Origin of the sequence: Mesorhizobium sp. LMG17149 (genome assembly GCF_024518695.1) — a bacterium.
In the GTDB taxonomy this organism is placed as follows: Bacteria; Pseudomonadota; Alphaproteobacteria; order Rhizobiales; family Rhizobiaceae; genus Mesorhizobium.
In genome coordinates, this window is sequence record NZ_JANIFL010000002.1 from 127,095 (window position 1) to 140,082 (window position 12,988).

Sequence of the window (12,988 nt, forward strand, 5' to 3'; positions counted from 1 at the left end):
CCGGCAGTGTTGACCGATCAAGCGCGATCGAGCAATGGCCAGAAGCGGAAAACCCGGCCGCCAGCGACTCATCGGCCGGGGCCGTTTGGCGAGCGCTCCATGAAGACGGTGCTTCATCACATAGTCGCCGAGTTGCCAGAATCGCAGGGATCACTCAGCCGACAGCCAAGACCGAAGGGCCTGGCGCCGATATTTCATCAAGCGCATGAATGACACAAAAAGCCCCACCGGACTCCGCCCTATGGCGAAGTCCTGGGAGCTGCGAAAAGATATCCTCCGTCCGCCTCTGTTCTCGCCTTCCGACTGCCAAACAACGAACGGGGCGCCTGTCGGGCACCCGCCCTTGACTGTTTCGGCACCGCCCCCGGCGAGGGAAGACGCGACTACTTCTTGCCGGCCTTCGCGGGTGCTGCCTTCGGCTTGGCCGCAGGTGCCGCTTTCTTCACCGGTGCTGAAGATTTCGCTGCCGCAGCCTTCTTTGCCGGAGCAGCTTTCGCAGCCGGCTTCTTGGCCGGTGCAGCCTTGGCAGGTGCAGCCTTGGCAGCCGGTTTTTTTGCAGGTGCTGCCTTCTTCGCTGCGGGTTTCGCCGCAGCCTTCGCTGCAGGCTTCTTGGCTGGTGCCGCCTTCGCCGCCGGCTTTGCCGCTGCCTTGGCGGGTGCTGCTTTCTTCACTGCCGGTTTCGCAGCAGCTTTCGCTGCCGGCTTCTTGGCCGGTGCTGCTTTTGCCTTGGCCGCCGCGGCCTTCGGCTTGGCAGCGGGTGCTGCTTTCTTCACTGCAGCTGCGACCTTCGCCGTCGCTGCTTTTGCGGGTGCTTTCTTTGCCGGTGCCTTCGACGCCGGCGCTTTGGATGACTGCTTAGCCATGCGATGCCCCTTCCGTTGTGCCGACGGCCGTAATGACCCGGCGCGCTCATGCATATCTGACTCGCGGCTTGCTAGCCAGCGAAGCAATAGACTGATTTTCGCAACTTAACTTTCGGTTACGATCGGCACATGATCGTGCTGATCGTCGCAGAAATTCACTGCTGATCTTCGACCATCGGCTAGAATGTGTCGCCGACATTCTCCACACTCCGCGGGAGCGCTCTTCTCGTGAAGCTCCGAAGATCAGCGAACAGCTTTGCGTGTCGATCTTCGTCCGCCAATATCATGACCACAGCCTCAGCGGTGCGATCATCTCATGCAGGCGGACGATCTATACTGCAATGCGCCAGCCGGCCAATGCATCACCTTGTCAAGCGCGATCGCAGACCCGATTGCTCGTGAATTGACAGACAACTCTATATGGCAGAGTATTCTGCACAGAAGGCCGGAGTACTTCGATGTCCATCGCACAGGGACAAACGGCGCTGTCGCCGTTCGAGATTGCCAAGACGGTCCGCCACGGCGGCGGCATGGTTGTCGGTGGCCTCCGGCTTGGCTGCACCGGAGCCAATCGATGAGTGCCGACGAAATCATCCACCAGAGCACTCGGCTCAGGATCATGGCCGCGCTGAACATGCTGGAAAGGCGCCAAACGCTGGACTTCACCGGGCTGAAGGCCATCGTGGACGTCACCGACGGGAATCTCGGCGCGCATCTCGATACGCTGGCCAGGGCCGGTTATGTCGACATCGAAAAGCTGTTCGTCGGCCGCCGGCCGCAGACGCGCGTCAGGGCGACCACAAGTGGACGGCGCGCGTTCCGCGGCCACGCCGCATTCCTGCGCAAGATCCTCGATCAGGCGATGCCGCGCAGGAAATAGCGTGGCGACTGGGCAATCCGGTCAGCGCGCGGCAACAACGGCAACGCCGGCGCCGATCATCACACCGCCCGCCGCGCGGTCACCCGGCGTACGATCCTTGGCGTGCGCAACAGGTTGCGGGCGCGGCCGGCGAGGATGACATGAACGCTGATCACCACCGCTTCAACAGCCAGGATCACCATCATCAGCACACCAAGATGAGCAGCATTGAGCGATGCGCCGACGCCGCTAGGCAACAGCGCGACGTAGAACAACGGCATCTTCGGATTGCCAAGATTGAGCGCGATGCCGGTGGCAAAAATCGTCAGCAGCCCTCGCCGTCCTGAGACGGGCTGCAGTCCAGAATCTTCGCGATCCGCATTTCCGTCACGGCTGATAGCCGAGGCAGATGGCGCCGAGCGCGACGATAGCGCAGGCGCCGACCCGCCGCGGCGTCAGCATCTCGCCGAGGAACAGGCGTCCGATGAAGGCCGCGAAGACGACGCTGGTTTCGCGGATCGCGGTGATCGGACCTGCTGGTCCGAGCGCGAAGGCCGCGACCACGACACCGTAGGCCAGAAGTGCAAACAGGCCTCCGCCCAGCGCCTTCCAGGTTTCAGGCGCGCGCAGATCGACAATGAGCCGGCCACGGCAGGCGACGAAGGCCGCCGGCAGCAACGCGCCGTAGATCAGCAGGACCCATGCGGTGTAGGCGCCGGCATTTCCCGCCGCCCGAACGCCGAGCGCATCGACCGTCGCATAGGCGGCGATGATCGCTCCCGTTGCCAATGCATAGAATATCGATGTCGTGGCGGCCCTGCCCCGTCCGAGTGAAAGGCCCATGATGCCGCCAGCGACCAGCGCGACGCCGACGGTCTGCGGCAGAGTGAGCTGCTGGTTGGCCAGGAAGAACCCGCCGAGCGTGACAAGCAGCGGCACGCTGCCGCGAACGATCGGATAGACCTGCCCCAGTTCGCCATATCTGTAGGCGGCCACGAGAAACAGACTGTAGCCAACCTGCAGGCACGCCGAGAGCACGATATAGGACCAGGCCGGCGCGGCCGGAAGGGCGTGAAAGAAGGCGAAGGGGATGGCGAGCGCCGTGCTTGAAAAGCTCATGACGGTGACGGTCCACAACCTGTCGGCCCCCGTGCGCAGGAACGCGTTCCAGCTTGCGTGCAGGATCGCCGCAAACAATGCGAGCCCGATGACCAGCGGGCTCATTGCGGCCGGCGCGAGGCGGCGACGATGCCCATGGCCGCCTTGCGGGAGTCGCGAATGGCGGCTTCTGCCTGCCCCATCTGCGCCAGCAAGGTCGCACCTTCGATCAGCATAAGCAGCGTCGCCGCCACGCTCTCGGCGCGGCCGTGCGGCATCATCTCTTCGAGGATAGACTGCATGCGCCGCTTGAGGCCGTTCTTCTGCCTGACAACGGCCTCGAAAATCGGATGCCCGGGATCGCCGAACTCGGCCAGCGCATGTGCGAACAGACAGCCACGGAAATCCGGGCTGCGGAACCAGCGTGCATGCCAGTCGAAGATTTTTCCGATTTTCTGCTCCGGCGGAACGTCCTCCTGGGCGAGCCGGTCGAGTTGGCGGTCGAAACGCATAGCGCGATAGTCGAGCACCTCGACGATCAGTTCGTCCTTGCTGGGAAAGTGGCGATACATCGTCATCTTGGCCACATCGGCTTCGGCGATGATCCGGTCGATACCGGTGGCATGGAAGCCGGCGCGCTTGAACAGCACGTAGGCCGTGTCAACGACGTGTTGGCGCTTGCCGGAAGCGGACGATGGCGTCATGGAGATTACCTAGTAGTGAGACAGGTCTGTCTCATCTCTATGCGACGGATCGAACCTGCTGTCAACGGCACGAAAAAACGCCTGCGGCCGATCGGGCCACAGGCGCGAAAGAGATTGGAAGGGGAAACGGGGTCTAGCGCAGAATGCGGCAGCGGCCGTTGTAGACCATCCAGCGGTCGAAGCCCGAGACGCAGAATTCGACATTGTCGCCGATCGAGGCAAAGCCCTGGCCTTCCTCGATCAGGTACCAGATGGTGCGATCGCGGCCGTCGGACAGGCTGACGGTGGCGCCGCAATAACGGCGACCGATCGGCCAGGTATCGTTGGCCGCCAGATAGCGATGCTGGTGGATGCGCCGGAAATCGGTGATCTGCACGTCAGGCAGATGCGGCACGTGATGCACCTGATAGGAAAAGCGGCTGGTGATCTTGTTCAGTACCCAGGGCTGACCGCAGACCCCGCTGTCTTCGTCGGAATAGACCGTAAGATCGGCGGCCTGCACGCTCTGGGTGATACCGAGAGGCGCGGCAAGCGGGGTGCAGAGCGAAATCAGGGCGGCAAGGGCGGATTTGGCGAAGCGAGTCATGGCAGCCTCTCAAGGTCGATTGCGCGCACTGTGCGGATTCGCTCGGCGGCGGTCAAGCGGTTGCGTTGACAATGGTTTCCCAGTTTGAAACCGCTTTTTGACCAAAGCCGAATTTGCACGCACCGGAATGGCTCTGGCACGTTCATATCGAGACCCAAAAGAGCACGGTCCCTGGGTCGTCGATGAGCCCGCCTCAAGCCTGCTCGCCGGCCAGCCATTCCAGCGACCAGTGCGCCGGCCGCCCCACCGCAAGCAGCCTGTGCAGGGCCGGCAGCAGCGTCCGCATCTCGCCCTCCAGCGTGAACGGCGGGTTGACCACCAGCAGACCGCTGCCGTCGAGGCTGGGTTCCGAAGAGGCCGGCCTGATCTCGAACTCGATGTCGAGCAGCTTCGGAATGCCGGATTGCTTCAGCGCCTTGCGGAAGGCGATGATCGCCTTGCGGTCCTTGATCGGATACCAGAGCGCGTAGATGCCGCCGGGCCACCGCTTGTGCGCCCTTATCAGCCCGTCGACGAGGCGTTCGAACTCACCCGCTTCCTCGAATGGCGGATCGATGAGGACAAGGCCGCGCTTTTCCTTCGGCGGCAGATGCGCGCCGAGCGCCAGCCAGCCATCGAGCTCGATGATCCGGGCCTGGAAATCGCCGGCAAAGAACGTCCTCAGCCTCGCGGCATCCTTGGGGTGCAGCTCGATCGCCGTCAGCCGATCCTGCTTGCGCATGAGATGGCGTGCAATCAGTGGCGAGCCCGGGTACTTCTGGATGCCACCCTCAGGATTGAGCGACCGTATTGTCTCCAGATAAGGCGCGAGCAGCGCCGCCACCGGAGCGGCGAACGGGGCATCGATCAGCCTGCCGATGCCGCCTTGCCATTCACCCGTCTTCTGCGCCTCGGCGGATGACAGGTCGTAGCGGCCAATGCCGGCATGGGTGTCGACGACCCGAAACGCCTTATCCTTCTGCTTCAGATACTCGAGCAAGCGCGTCAGCACGACATGCTTGACGACGTCAGCGAAATTCCCGGCATGATAGGCGTGGCGGTAGTTCATGGTTTTGTGCCGTTATGCATGTCGTTGTCCCAAAACCGCTGCACACTTTTGGGCGACATGCATCAGCCCCTGCCCCAACGCGGCGGTGGCGGCTGCGAGTTCGGATTTTCCGGCCGGCCGCCACGAGTGCGCAAAGTCAGCAAGAATCCGATCAGGCCGATCGCCATCAGCGCGAAGCCGACCGGCCGTGCACGGCTGTCGATCTCGCCGGCGCCGGAGCGCAGGATGAGATCGACCGCCCGCATCGGTATGTCGTCGGCGTCACCCGGTCCGACGGTGAAGATATAGGGGCCAGGGCTGACGGTCGCGATCACGCCGGCCTCGTCGCGAAAGATCTTGTCGGTCAGTTGCGGGCTAGCCTGGCGAGGATTGTCGGAATGGTTGAACTGCAGCGTCGAGGCGAGCACCGTGCGGCCATTGCTTGCAGCGGTCAGCGTCAGGACGGTGCGCTGCTGCGAAACGATGCGCTCTGCTCTTGCGGTCAGGTCGACCAGCACCCGCACCGGCGCGTCGCGGCCGGAGAGCGGCACCGTCAGCGGCTTGAAGCGGCCCTGCTCATAGACCCGCCAGGTGCCGATCTCATGGCCGGAGAAGTTGCTCATCGCCCAGGGATAGACGACACCGATGCCGGCGCCGACGAGCAGGATCAGGACAAACAGAAAGCGCATTCAGATCACCATGGCGTATCGTGACCTTGCCAATAGCGCCCCGACGGCCAAAAGGCGATGGCCAGTTGCGGGCAGCCACCTGGAGGTGGGCCGTGCGGGTGCGAGCGCAACCAGATTGGCGGCGTGGCCGCGCAACAATTCAAGGTTCTACCTATGCGCTCAAAAATTAAGCCGAGTATTTCGCGCGCTGCGCTGACATCGCTGCCGGCTCATTCTCGGCCGTCCTTGCTGTCAAGTTTCGATTCTACCTCAAGGGACAGCTTCCGCGTCCGGTCATACATTGTCGTCGATCGAGCCAATATGCTGATTAGTAAAGAGGATTTTCCGTACGCGCCATGTTTCAGCCCGAGAGACCGTCGCCCCCTCATGTTAACCATCCGCGAGCGCACTTGGTTAAGAAATCACTAATTTAGTTGACTATAATTTCCACAGGTATATTTTCGATATGTTGGGATGTGCAATTTGGGCGAGCAATCGGCGATGGTGACACCGAGCGGGTGACCGCGTTTTCGGGGCGCAGAGAATGCTGAGCGGCAGCACGGAGGTCGTGTAGTCGTACCAGCTTCGCGAAAGCCAAAGAACAATTAACGCACATCAGTGATGGCGATTCCGCAGACGCGGAGGTTTGCCACGTTCTCAGGAACGTGGCCGGGCGATGCTTTGTCCCGGCCCCGGCGGTAGCGTGTGCGGTGCGTGCGAGGAAAGCATGGGTAAGCTTGTCAAGGTTCTGAAACTGGAATCCGGCAGCCAAAGGGGTGCCAACCAAAGCCGACGACGCGCCCTTGTCGCCGGAGGAGCGGGGTTTTTAGGATCGCATCTGTGCGAACGTCTTTTGCGGGACGGATACGACGTTGTCGCGCTGGACAATTTCCACACCGGCAAAAGATACAATCTCAACACCTTTCTGCGGAACCCGAGCTTCACCTGTATCGAGCACGACATCGTCGATGCACTGCCTTGGGATCTTCAGTGCGACGAGATCTACAATCTCGCCTGCCCCGCCTCTCCGCCGCACTACCAGGCAGACCCGATCCACACCTTCAAGACAAGCGTGCTTGGATCGCTGAACCTTCTGGAACTCGCGCGACAGAACAACGCCAAGATATTCCAGGCCTCTACGTCCGAAGTCTATGGCGATCCCTTCGTGCATCCACAGCCCGAGAGCTACTTCGGCAACGTCAACACGCACGGACCGCGTTCCTGCTACGATGAAGGCAAGCGCTCGGCCGAAACCCTGTTCTTCGATTATTCGAGAACCTATGGCCTCGATATCCGTGTCGCCCGCATTTTCAACACCTACGGGCGCCGCATGCAGCCCGACGATGGGCGTGTGGTTTCGAACTTCATCGTCCAGGCGCTGCGCGGCGAGGACCTGACCGTCTATGGCAGCGGCCAGCAGACGCGCTCCTTCTGCTATGCCGACGACCTGATCGAGGGCTTTGTCCGGCTGATGAACGCGCCGAGCGCGCCCACCCACCCGGTCAATCTCGGCAACCCTGCCGAATTCACCATCATGGAACTGGCGACGCTGGTCGTCGATTACACCAACGCCCGATCGAAGATCGTGCATCGGCCGCTGCCCGTCGACGACCCCAGGCAGCGCAAGCCGGACATCTCTTTTGCCAAGGCCAATCTCGGCTGGGAGCCGAAAATCAGCTTGAGCCAGGGGCTCGCGCGTACCGTCGAGTATTTTGACACCCTGCTCTACGGAAACCGCATTGCCAGAGGAGCTGCCGCCTCATGAGCCGGCCGGCAGTCCTGGTGACGGGTGGAGCCGGCTTCATCGGCAGCCACACCTGCAAGCAGTTGGCCTCCGCCGGCTACATGCCGGTGGTTTTCGACAATCTGAGCCGCGGCAACGAGAGGTCCGTCGCCTGGGGTCCGCTTGTCGTCGGCGATATCCGGGATCGGGATGCATTGAAGCGGGCGATGGAAACGCACCGGCCGACGGCTGTGATCCATTTTGCGGCGCTGGCCTATGTCGGAGAGTCCGTTCGCGAGCCGGCCGAATATTATTCAACCAATGTGACAGGCACCATCGCGGTGCTCGATGCCGCACGCGCTTGTTCGGTCGAAAACATCATCTTCTCCAGCAGCTGTGCGACGTACGGCGTGCCGGAAGCGTTACCCGTTCGCGAGACCTCCTCGCAAAATCCGATCAGCCCTTACGGGCGCTCCAAGCTGATGGGCGAACAGATCATCGGCGACTATGCTTCCGCGTATGGAATGAAATTTGCTATCCTGCGCTATTTCAACGCTTGTGGCGCCGATCCCGACGGCGAGCTTGGTGAGTGGCATTCGCCGGAAACCCACCTGGTTCCCAGAGTGCTCATGGCCGCATCGGGCATCATCGACGCGATCGAGGTTTTCGGCACCGACTACGACACGTCGGACGGCACTTGTGTAAGGGATTATATCCACGTCACCGATCTGGCCCGCGCCCACCTGAAAGCGCTCATGCATCTCGAGGGTGGCGGGCGAAGCCTGGCGGTCAATCTCGGCACCGGGCGGGGCGTCTCCATCAAGGAAATCGTCAAGGCGGTCGGCCGAATGACGTCAAGACCGGTCCCGGCAGTGTTCAGAAGCCGGCGCCCCGGAGATCCGGCGGAGCTCTACGCCGATCCGGGAGCCGCACGCGAACAGCTTGGCTTTGTGCCGGAACTTTCAGACATCGATACGATTGTCAGGACAGCCGCTCCTTTTTTCGGACTGAAGACCAGGCCAATGAAACTGCCGCCAGCCAGGGCGGCAACGTCGGTCGCCGCTCGACGGGTCAGAGATAGCGGGGGCGACAGCTCGCGCGCTGGCCAAACCCGCTAGGGCTGCAGATATAAGGCGAGCCGCCGGAGAACGTGCCGCCATCGCCAGGATTGAACGAGATTTTCACCGGCGCCGGCGTGCTGGCTCTGATCCGTTGCGGTGGTGCAAAGGCGTAGGCACTTTCGGTTCCTGTTGTGCTTGTCATCTGGATCGGAAGGTCGGCCCGGAGCGAGCGCACGAGAAATCCGGCCTGCACGGGCTGGACCGCGGGCTGGCTGCGGATGGCGTGGACCACAGGCTTGACGAGGACCGAATTGGTTTCGGTCGCATCCATACTCTGACAGCCTGCAACCACAGAGATCATCGCTGCGGCCGCAACGATAGCCACGATATTTTTAATAGATACGATATTTTTGCTTGGGTTGACTGCACCCATCGCTGAATTGTTCATCATGTGTCCCTTGCTATCAAGTATAAGCCAAGGGCGCATCGCGACGTACTATGCTTCGCCGCTCTCACGCCGCATGAGTGACCACTCGCACATCACACGTAAATATTAGACATCACTAATTATTAAATTTCATCAAAACCGTATGGTAGGGCCCATCGTCTCGTCGTTCTGTCAGATAAAGTTGGATGCCATCAACCAGCGATCCGCGCGCCTACGGCTCCAGCCGAACTGCTTGGTGTCCTACCATAAGCGATTCGCCAGATCCCTGACAGGTGCCTTGCAATTGCAGTCCGCTCTCGAAAGCGGGATTGAGTGATTTTGTTCAACTCGTCAGGATGGGTCGGCTGCGTACCTAATTTTTGGAATCGACCAGCTTGCGGGTCTCTTCGAACTGCGCGCCCTTCGGGTTGCCGACTTCGAATTTCCGGTATTCGTCGGAAGTATCCTCGGGAGATCGCTTGAAACTGTACCATTCTCCATCCGGATCCTCGCGTTTCTCGATGTTCCCGCCTTGAATCCGGTGGCTGTAGCAGGTGCGTTTTTGCTTGCCGGTGTAGCCCTTCGACCGCCAGGCGAGTTCCATGCACATCTTACCGTTGCTGGTGACCAGCCATCTGCCCGCCGCGAAAGATGCCGTGTCCGGCCCGGACGTCCAGGCCTCGAGGCGTCGATTGCCCTGTGCGAAATAGGCTGCTCCGTTTTTCCACACCCATGTGCGATCGGCGTAAAGAAGCGACAGCTCGTAGGCAGTCGGAACGGCGGCGACAACCGCTTGCGCAGGTCCGCTGTCTTTGGCGGCAGCCGCATACGCTGTTCCCGAAAGCGCCGTCTGGCCGCAGAGGGCCAGGAGAAACATAAGCTGCGTGCAACTTGCGAACCGACGGGGTCTGTGTTGCCGACGGTCGACGCAAAGCGGCGGCAATCTGGTCAGAGCTGTCGGTACAATTGGCGTGCGCATGCCTGTTTGGCCCAAGGTAGCACTATCAGCGCTCTGACAGCCTAGGAAACTATTTAACAGTCGCGAGAGCGGTGATGTCAACCTTCGCCAAGCGGATAAACAACAACTATTCGAGACACACGCAGCCGCAATCGTCAAAATTAAGAATTGCGTCGTATATTCCTCCACCTCCGACAATCGCGCTCAAAAGCAACATCCGCAGACGTCAGGGAGGACGCGGTTTCAAATGACGGACGACCCGGAGTTGAATCAGGCCGAAGGTCAGCAATACCTGCAGCCAAGCGACCGGGAGATGGCTGCTACCAGCACCCTGAGCCCCAACCTGGCGATATTGCTGGGCATCCTGTTCATTGCGGTCGTGTTCAGGTTCCACAACATCACCTTGCCACTCGTCGATGCCTTCAGCTGGCGCGAGGTAAGCACGGCAATGATGGCCGACAATTTCCAGCAGCGCAGCTGGAACATCTTCTTCCCGGAGGTCAGCTGGACCGGACCCGGGCCAAGTTATCAGGGCCGCGAGTTCCAGATCGTCAGCTATCTGACCGCCCTGCTCTATCAACTCTTCGGCTGGCACGACTGGTTCGGCCGCATGGTAGCGGCCTTCTTCGGTCTGGTGACGGTGTTTTCGCTGCACAGGCTAACGGCGTTATGCTGGGACGAGACCCACGCTCACGCCGCAGCACTTGCCTACGCGCTGATGCCGGCGGCGATCATGATCGACAGCTCGTTTCTTCCCGATCCCGCGATGCTGGCCCTGGTGACGCTCGGCGTCTGGCTGTTCGCGAAATACTGGGCCGGCGGCAGCGGCTGGCTCCTGCCGCTTGCCACGGCGAGCTTCTCGCTCGGCGTGCTGGCAAAGCCGCCGGGCCTCGCCGCCGGCGCCGTCATCTTCTACCTCATGGTTTCCTGGGTTCTTGAGAACAAGCGAAAGCAGGCGGCCAAGGTCTTCCTGTTGGGGCTTTTGAGCTTGGCCATCATCGGCGCCTATTTCAGCTGGGCCATTTATCTCGGCCGCAGCTATCCGCCGTTTCATGTCGCGGGCAGCGGCTATATCTGGGATTCCGGTTTCTGGACATTCTTCAGGAACAGCTTCTACTTCAAATCCGTATGGAACACCTCAGTCTGGTGGTTCTACGGCTATCCGTTCATGGTGCTGATCGCGATCGGCTTCTGGCTGCCGCCCAGACCCGTCGAAGACCCCAAGCAACGCACTCTTTCGGCCATCCCTTATGTTTGGCTGGCTGCGGCCATCGTCATCTATCTGGCGGCAGCGCGCGAGATCACCAGCAATCCCTGGAATTACCACATCTTCCATGTGCCATTCGCGATGTTCTGCGGCCGCGGCGCGTTTCTCCTGGCAACGCTTGCATCGGGACCCGTTTTGTCCCCGGCGGTCGTGCTGCGCGCGATCTGCATCGCGGCCGTCACGCTGGTCTGGTCGACTTTTCCCCTTGTCAGGACAATGAAGACGCCGATCGCCATGAATGGCAAGCTGCTTGGCGACGAACTGGCGCGGTTAGCGCAGCCGGGCGACCTCGTCGTCGCCATTGCGCCCGAGGTCGGCGATCCCGTCGCCGTCTACTACAGCAGAGCGCGTGGCTGGGTGTTCCCGCCTGGCGGCGGCGATGTCGAATGGTCGAAATTCGTAGCGGACGATGCCACCGCGATCGCGCAGCTCGAGGAGTTGCGCGCGCAAGGCGCGGACCTGTTCGGCACGGCCAAGAACGCCGCCGACAAGCAGGACCGGCTGTTCCTCGAGCATCATGACGGGGTCATCGACTATCTCGACAAGACCGCAACCAAGCTTGTGGATTCGGACGATTTGCTGGTCTATAGGATCAGCCGTCCATAGAACTGCGACAGTCTGGGGCTGTGGGCCTTGGACAGGATATGGTCCCGACGGTTCGGCGGCCCGCGTTCTCCTACCGAAAGTCGGCAAGGCGGTGGGCCAGGCGAACCGATCCCGGATGGCGGTAGGGATACTCGGGCACCACGCGGTGCTGCCATTTGAACTCGGCGGTGGAAACCGGCGGAGAATTGGTTGAAAAGAGCAATCTCAATAATCGTGACCCTGGCCCTACTAGCGTGGGTCGCCAGCGACTCGCGCTGGAAGATGGTGGGCGATGCTTTCGCGAGCATCACGCCCGGCGCTTTCGCGGCCGTGGCGCTTGCGTTGTTCGTCACCTACGTGCTGCGCGCGCTGCGCGTCTGCGACGAGTTCCGCGAGGAGGTGCATGGCCGTTTCGGCGCCTGCCTGCGCGTCATTCTGATCCACAATGCGATGATCAACGTCGTGCCCTTCCGCGGCGGCGAGACGGCATTTCCCCTGCTCCTGCGCCAGGTCTTCGGCATACCGATCATGCGTGCCAGCGCCTCGCTGCTGTGGTTCAGGCTGCAGGACGCCTTCGTCGTCGGCGTGCTGGCCCTGGCTGTGTGGCCGGGCCTGCATCCGGCGATAAGAATCGCGGGCGTGGCCGCGGCAATCGCTGCCGCCTGGTGTCTGCCGCGCTGGGCGCGTGCGCCGCATGACTGGGCAGGCCGCGGCAAGATCGTGGCGAAACTCGGCAGGCTGCGCGATGTCTTCACCGAGGCGACCGGCCGATCGCGCTATGGCTGGTGGTGGACGATCGCCAATTGGTCGCTGAAGCTCACTGTGCAGGGATGGTTGCTGGCAATGCTACTGGGGACATCCTTTTCGACCGCCTTTCCAGGCGTCGTCGGGGCCGAAGGCGCCGCCATACTACCGGTGCAAGGCGTCGCCGGCTTCGGCACCTACGAAGCGGGTGCAGCGGCGGCGCTGCTCACCTCCGGCATTGCCATGAAGAGCGGCCTCCAGGCAGCGCTGGCATTGCATCTGTTCATCTTCTGCTCGGCAATCGCCACGGGTGCGATCGCCTGGCTGTTTCCCTCGAAATCGACACTGCCGGGGAACCCGGCCGTCGGCCCTGCAAGGAAGCCATCCCTATGAGCGTATTGCCCATCCCTGCTTCGGG

13 protein-coding genes and 1 pseudogene are annotated in these 12,988 nt (G+C 61.6%); 6 read left to right on the plus strand and 8 right to left on the minus strand.

The window, feature by feature from the left end; all coding sequences use genetic code 11:
- Positions 1-390 precede the first annotated feature (390 nt).
- Both NP945_RS03935 and NP945_RS03940 read left to right on the plus strand, forming a co-directional pair.
- Entirely contained in the window at positions 391-972 is a 582-nt protein-coding gene (locus NP945_RS03935; RefSeq protein WP_256745626.1) for a hypothetical protein, read from the plus strand.
- A 465-nt stretch (positions 973-1,437) separates the two neighbouring features.
- The gene (locus NP945_RS03940) at positions 1,438-1,743 is read left to right on the plus strand and encodes a transcriptional regulator (RefSeq protein WP_256745627.1); all 306 of its coding nucleotides are present in this window, start codon (positions 1,438-1,440) and stop codon (positions 1,741-1,743) included.
- A 21-nt stretch (positions 1,744-1,764) separates the two neighbouring features.
- Here the strand turns inward: NP945_RS03940 and NP945_RS03945 are convergent.
- The 6 genes and pseudogenes from NP945_RS03945 to NP945_RS03970 all read right to left on the minus strand — a co-directional run.
- Positions 1,765-2,081, minus strand: a pseudogene (locus NP945_RS03945) (LysE family translocator); the annotation flags it as partial.
- A 28-nt stretch (positions 2,082-2,109) separates the two neighbouring features.
- Positions 2,110-2,946 carry a DMT family transporter gene (locus tag NP945_RS03950; RefSeq protein WP_256745628.1) on the minus strand — a complete coding sequence of 279 codons (837 nt, stop codon included), beginning with the start codon at positions 2,944-2,946 and terminating at the stop codon, positions 2,110-2,112.
- Positions 2,943-3,524, minus strand: a complete 582-nt coding sequence (locus NP945_RS03955; protein ID WP_256745629.1) for a TetR/AcrR family transcriptional regulator — start codon at positions 3,522-3,524, stop codon at positions 2,943-2,945. Before NP945_RS03955 ends, NP945_RS03950 begins: the two co-directional genes overlap by 4 nt.
- A 133-nt stretch (positions 3,525-3,657) precedes the next feature.
- A complete protein-coding gene (locus NP945_RS03960; protein WP_127380799.1) occupies positions 3,658-4,110 on the minus strand; it encodes a hypothetical protein in 453 nt (150 codons plus the stop codon).
- 193 nt (positions 4,111-4,303) lie between these two features.
- Entirely contained in the window at positions 4,304-5,158 is an 855-nt protein-coding gene (locus NP945_RS03965; protein WP_256745630.1) for a 23S rRNA (adenine(2030)-N(6))-methyltransferase RlmJ, read from the minus strand.
- A 62-nt stretch (positions 5,159-5,220) separates the two neighbouring features.
- Entirely contained in the window at positions 5,221-5,826 is a 606-nt protein-coding gene (locus NP945_RS03970) for a hypothetical protein (protein ID WP_127268682.1), read from the minus strand.
- Positions 5,827-6,532: 706 nt separating this feature from the next.
- Between NP945_RS03970 and NP945_RS03975 the strand changes: the two genes are divergently transcribed.
- Both NP945_RS03975 and galE read left to right on the plus strand, forming a co-directional pair.
- The gene (locus NP945_RS03975) at positions 6,533-7,570 is read left to right on the plus strand and encodes a UDP-glucuronic acid decarboxylase family protein (protein ID WP_256745631.1); all 1,038 of its coding nucleotides are present in this window, start codon (positions 6,533-6,535) and stop codon (positions 7,568-7,570) included.
- The gene (gene galE / locus NP945_RS03980; protein ID WP_256745632.1) at positions 7,567-8,646 is read left to right on the plus strand and encodes a UDP-glucose 4-epimerase GalE; all 1,080 of its coding nucleotides are present in this window, start codon (positions 7,567-7,569) and stop codon (positions 8,644-8,646) included. The genes NP945_RS03975 and galE overlap by 4 nt, the downstream gene beginning before the upstream one ends.
- Here the strand turns inward: galE and NP945_RS03985 are convergent.
- Positions 8,600-9,040 (minus strand): hypothetical protein, encoded by a 441-nt coding sequence (locus NP945_RS03985; protein WP_256745633.1) that lies wholly within the window; start codon positions 9,038-9,040, stop codon positions 8,600-8,602. The two genes, galE and NP945_RS03985, sit on opposite strands and share 47 nt — an antisense overlap.
- 349 nt (positions 9,041-9,389) lie before the next feature.
- A complete protein-coding gene (locus NP945_RS03990; protein WP_256745634.1) occupies positions 9,390-9,995 on the minus strand; it encodes a DUF995 domain-containing protein in 606 nt (201 codons plus the stop codon).
- Positions 9,996-10,221: 226 nt separating this feature from the next.
- Here NP945_RS03990 and NP945_RS03995 point away from each other — a divergent pair, with 226 nt between their 5' ends.
- Both NP945_RS03995 and NP945_RS04000 read left to right on the plus strand, forming a co-directional pair.
- Positions 10,222-11,847, plus strand: coding sequence for a glycosyltransferase family 39 protein (locus NP945_RS03995; RefSeq protein WP_256745635.1), 1,626 nt, complete (start codon positions 10,222-10,224; stop codon positions 11,845-11,847).
- A gap of 189 nt (positions 11,848-12,036) precedes the next feature.
- A complete protein-coding gene (locus tag NP945_RS04000) occupies positions 12,037-12,963 on the plus strand; it encodes a lysylphosphatidylglycerol synthase domain-containing protein (protein WP_306283061.1) in 927 nt (308 codons plus the stop codon).
- Positions 12,964-12,988 lie beyond the last annotated feature (25 nt).

What these genes read in the sequence shown, in the direction of transcription:
- galE (WP_256745632.1), top strand. Translation starts at nt 7,567, where the DNA reads ATGAGCCGGCCGGCAGTCCTGGTGACGGGTGGAGCCGGCTTCATCGGC.
- NP945_RS03995 (WP_256745635.1), top strand. Translation starts at nt 10,222, where the DNA reads ATGACGGACGACCCGGAGTTGAATCAGGCCGAAGGTCAGCAATACCTG.
- NP945_RS03960 (WP_127380799.1), bottom strand. Translation starts at nt 4,110, where the DNA reads ATGACTCGCTTCGCCAAATCCGCCCTTGCCGCCCTGATTTCGCTCTGC.
- NP945_RS03955 (WP_256745629.1), bottom strand. Translation starts at nt 3,524, where the DNA reads ATGACGCCATCGTCCGCTTCCGGCAAGCGCCAACACGTCGTTGACACG.
- NP945_RS03950 (WP_256745628.1), bottom strand. Translation starts at nt 2,946, where the DNA reads ATGAGCCCGCTGGTCATCGGGCTCGCATTGTTTGCGGCGATCCTGCAC.
- NP945_RS03985 (WP_256745633.1), bottom strand. Translation starts at nt 9,040, where the DNA reads ATGATGAACAATTCAGCGATGGGTGCAGTCAACCCAAGCAAAAATATC.
- NP945_RS03940 (WP_256745627.1), top strand. Translation starts at nt 1,438, where the DNA reads ATGAGTGCCGACGAAATCATCCACCAGAGCACTCGGCTCAGGATCATG.
- NP945_RS03975 (WP_256745631.1), top strand. Translation starts at nt 6,533, where the DNA reads ATGGGTAAGCTTGTCAAGGTTCTGAAACTGGAATCCGGCAGCCAAAGG.
- NP945_RS03970 (WP_127268682.1), bottom strand. Translation starts at nt 5,826, where the DNA reads ATGCGCTTTCTGTTTGTCCTGATCCTGCTCGTCGGCGCCGGCATCGGT.
- NP945_RS03990 (WP_256745634.1), bottom strand. Translation starts at nt 9,995, where the DNA reads ATGCGCACGCCAATTGTACCGACAGCTCTGACCAGATTGCCGCCGCTT.
- NP945_RS03965 (WP_256745630.1), bottom strand. Translation starts at nt 5,158, where the DNA reads ATGAACTACCGCCACGCCTATCATGCCGGGAATTTCGCTGACGTCGTC.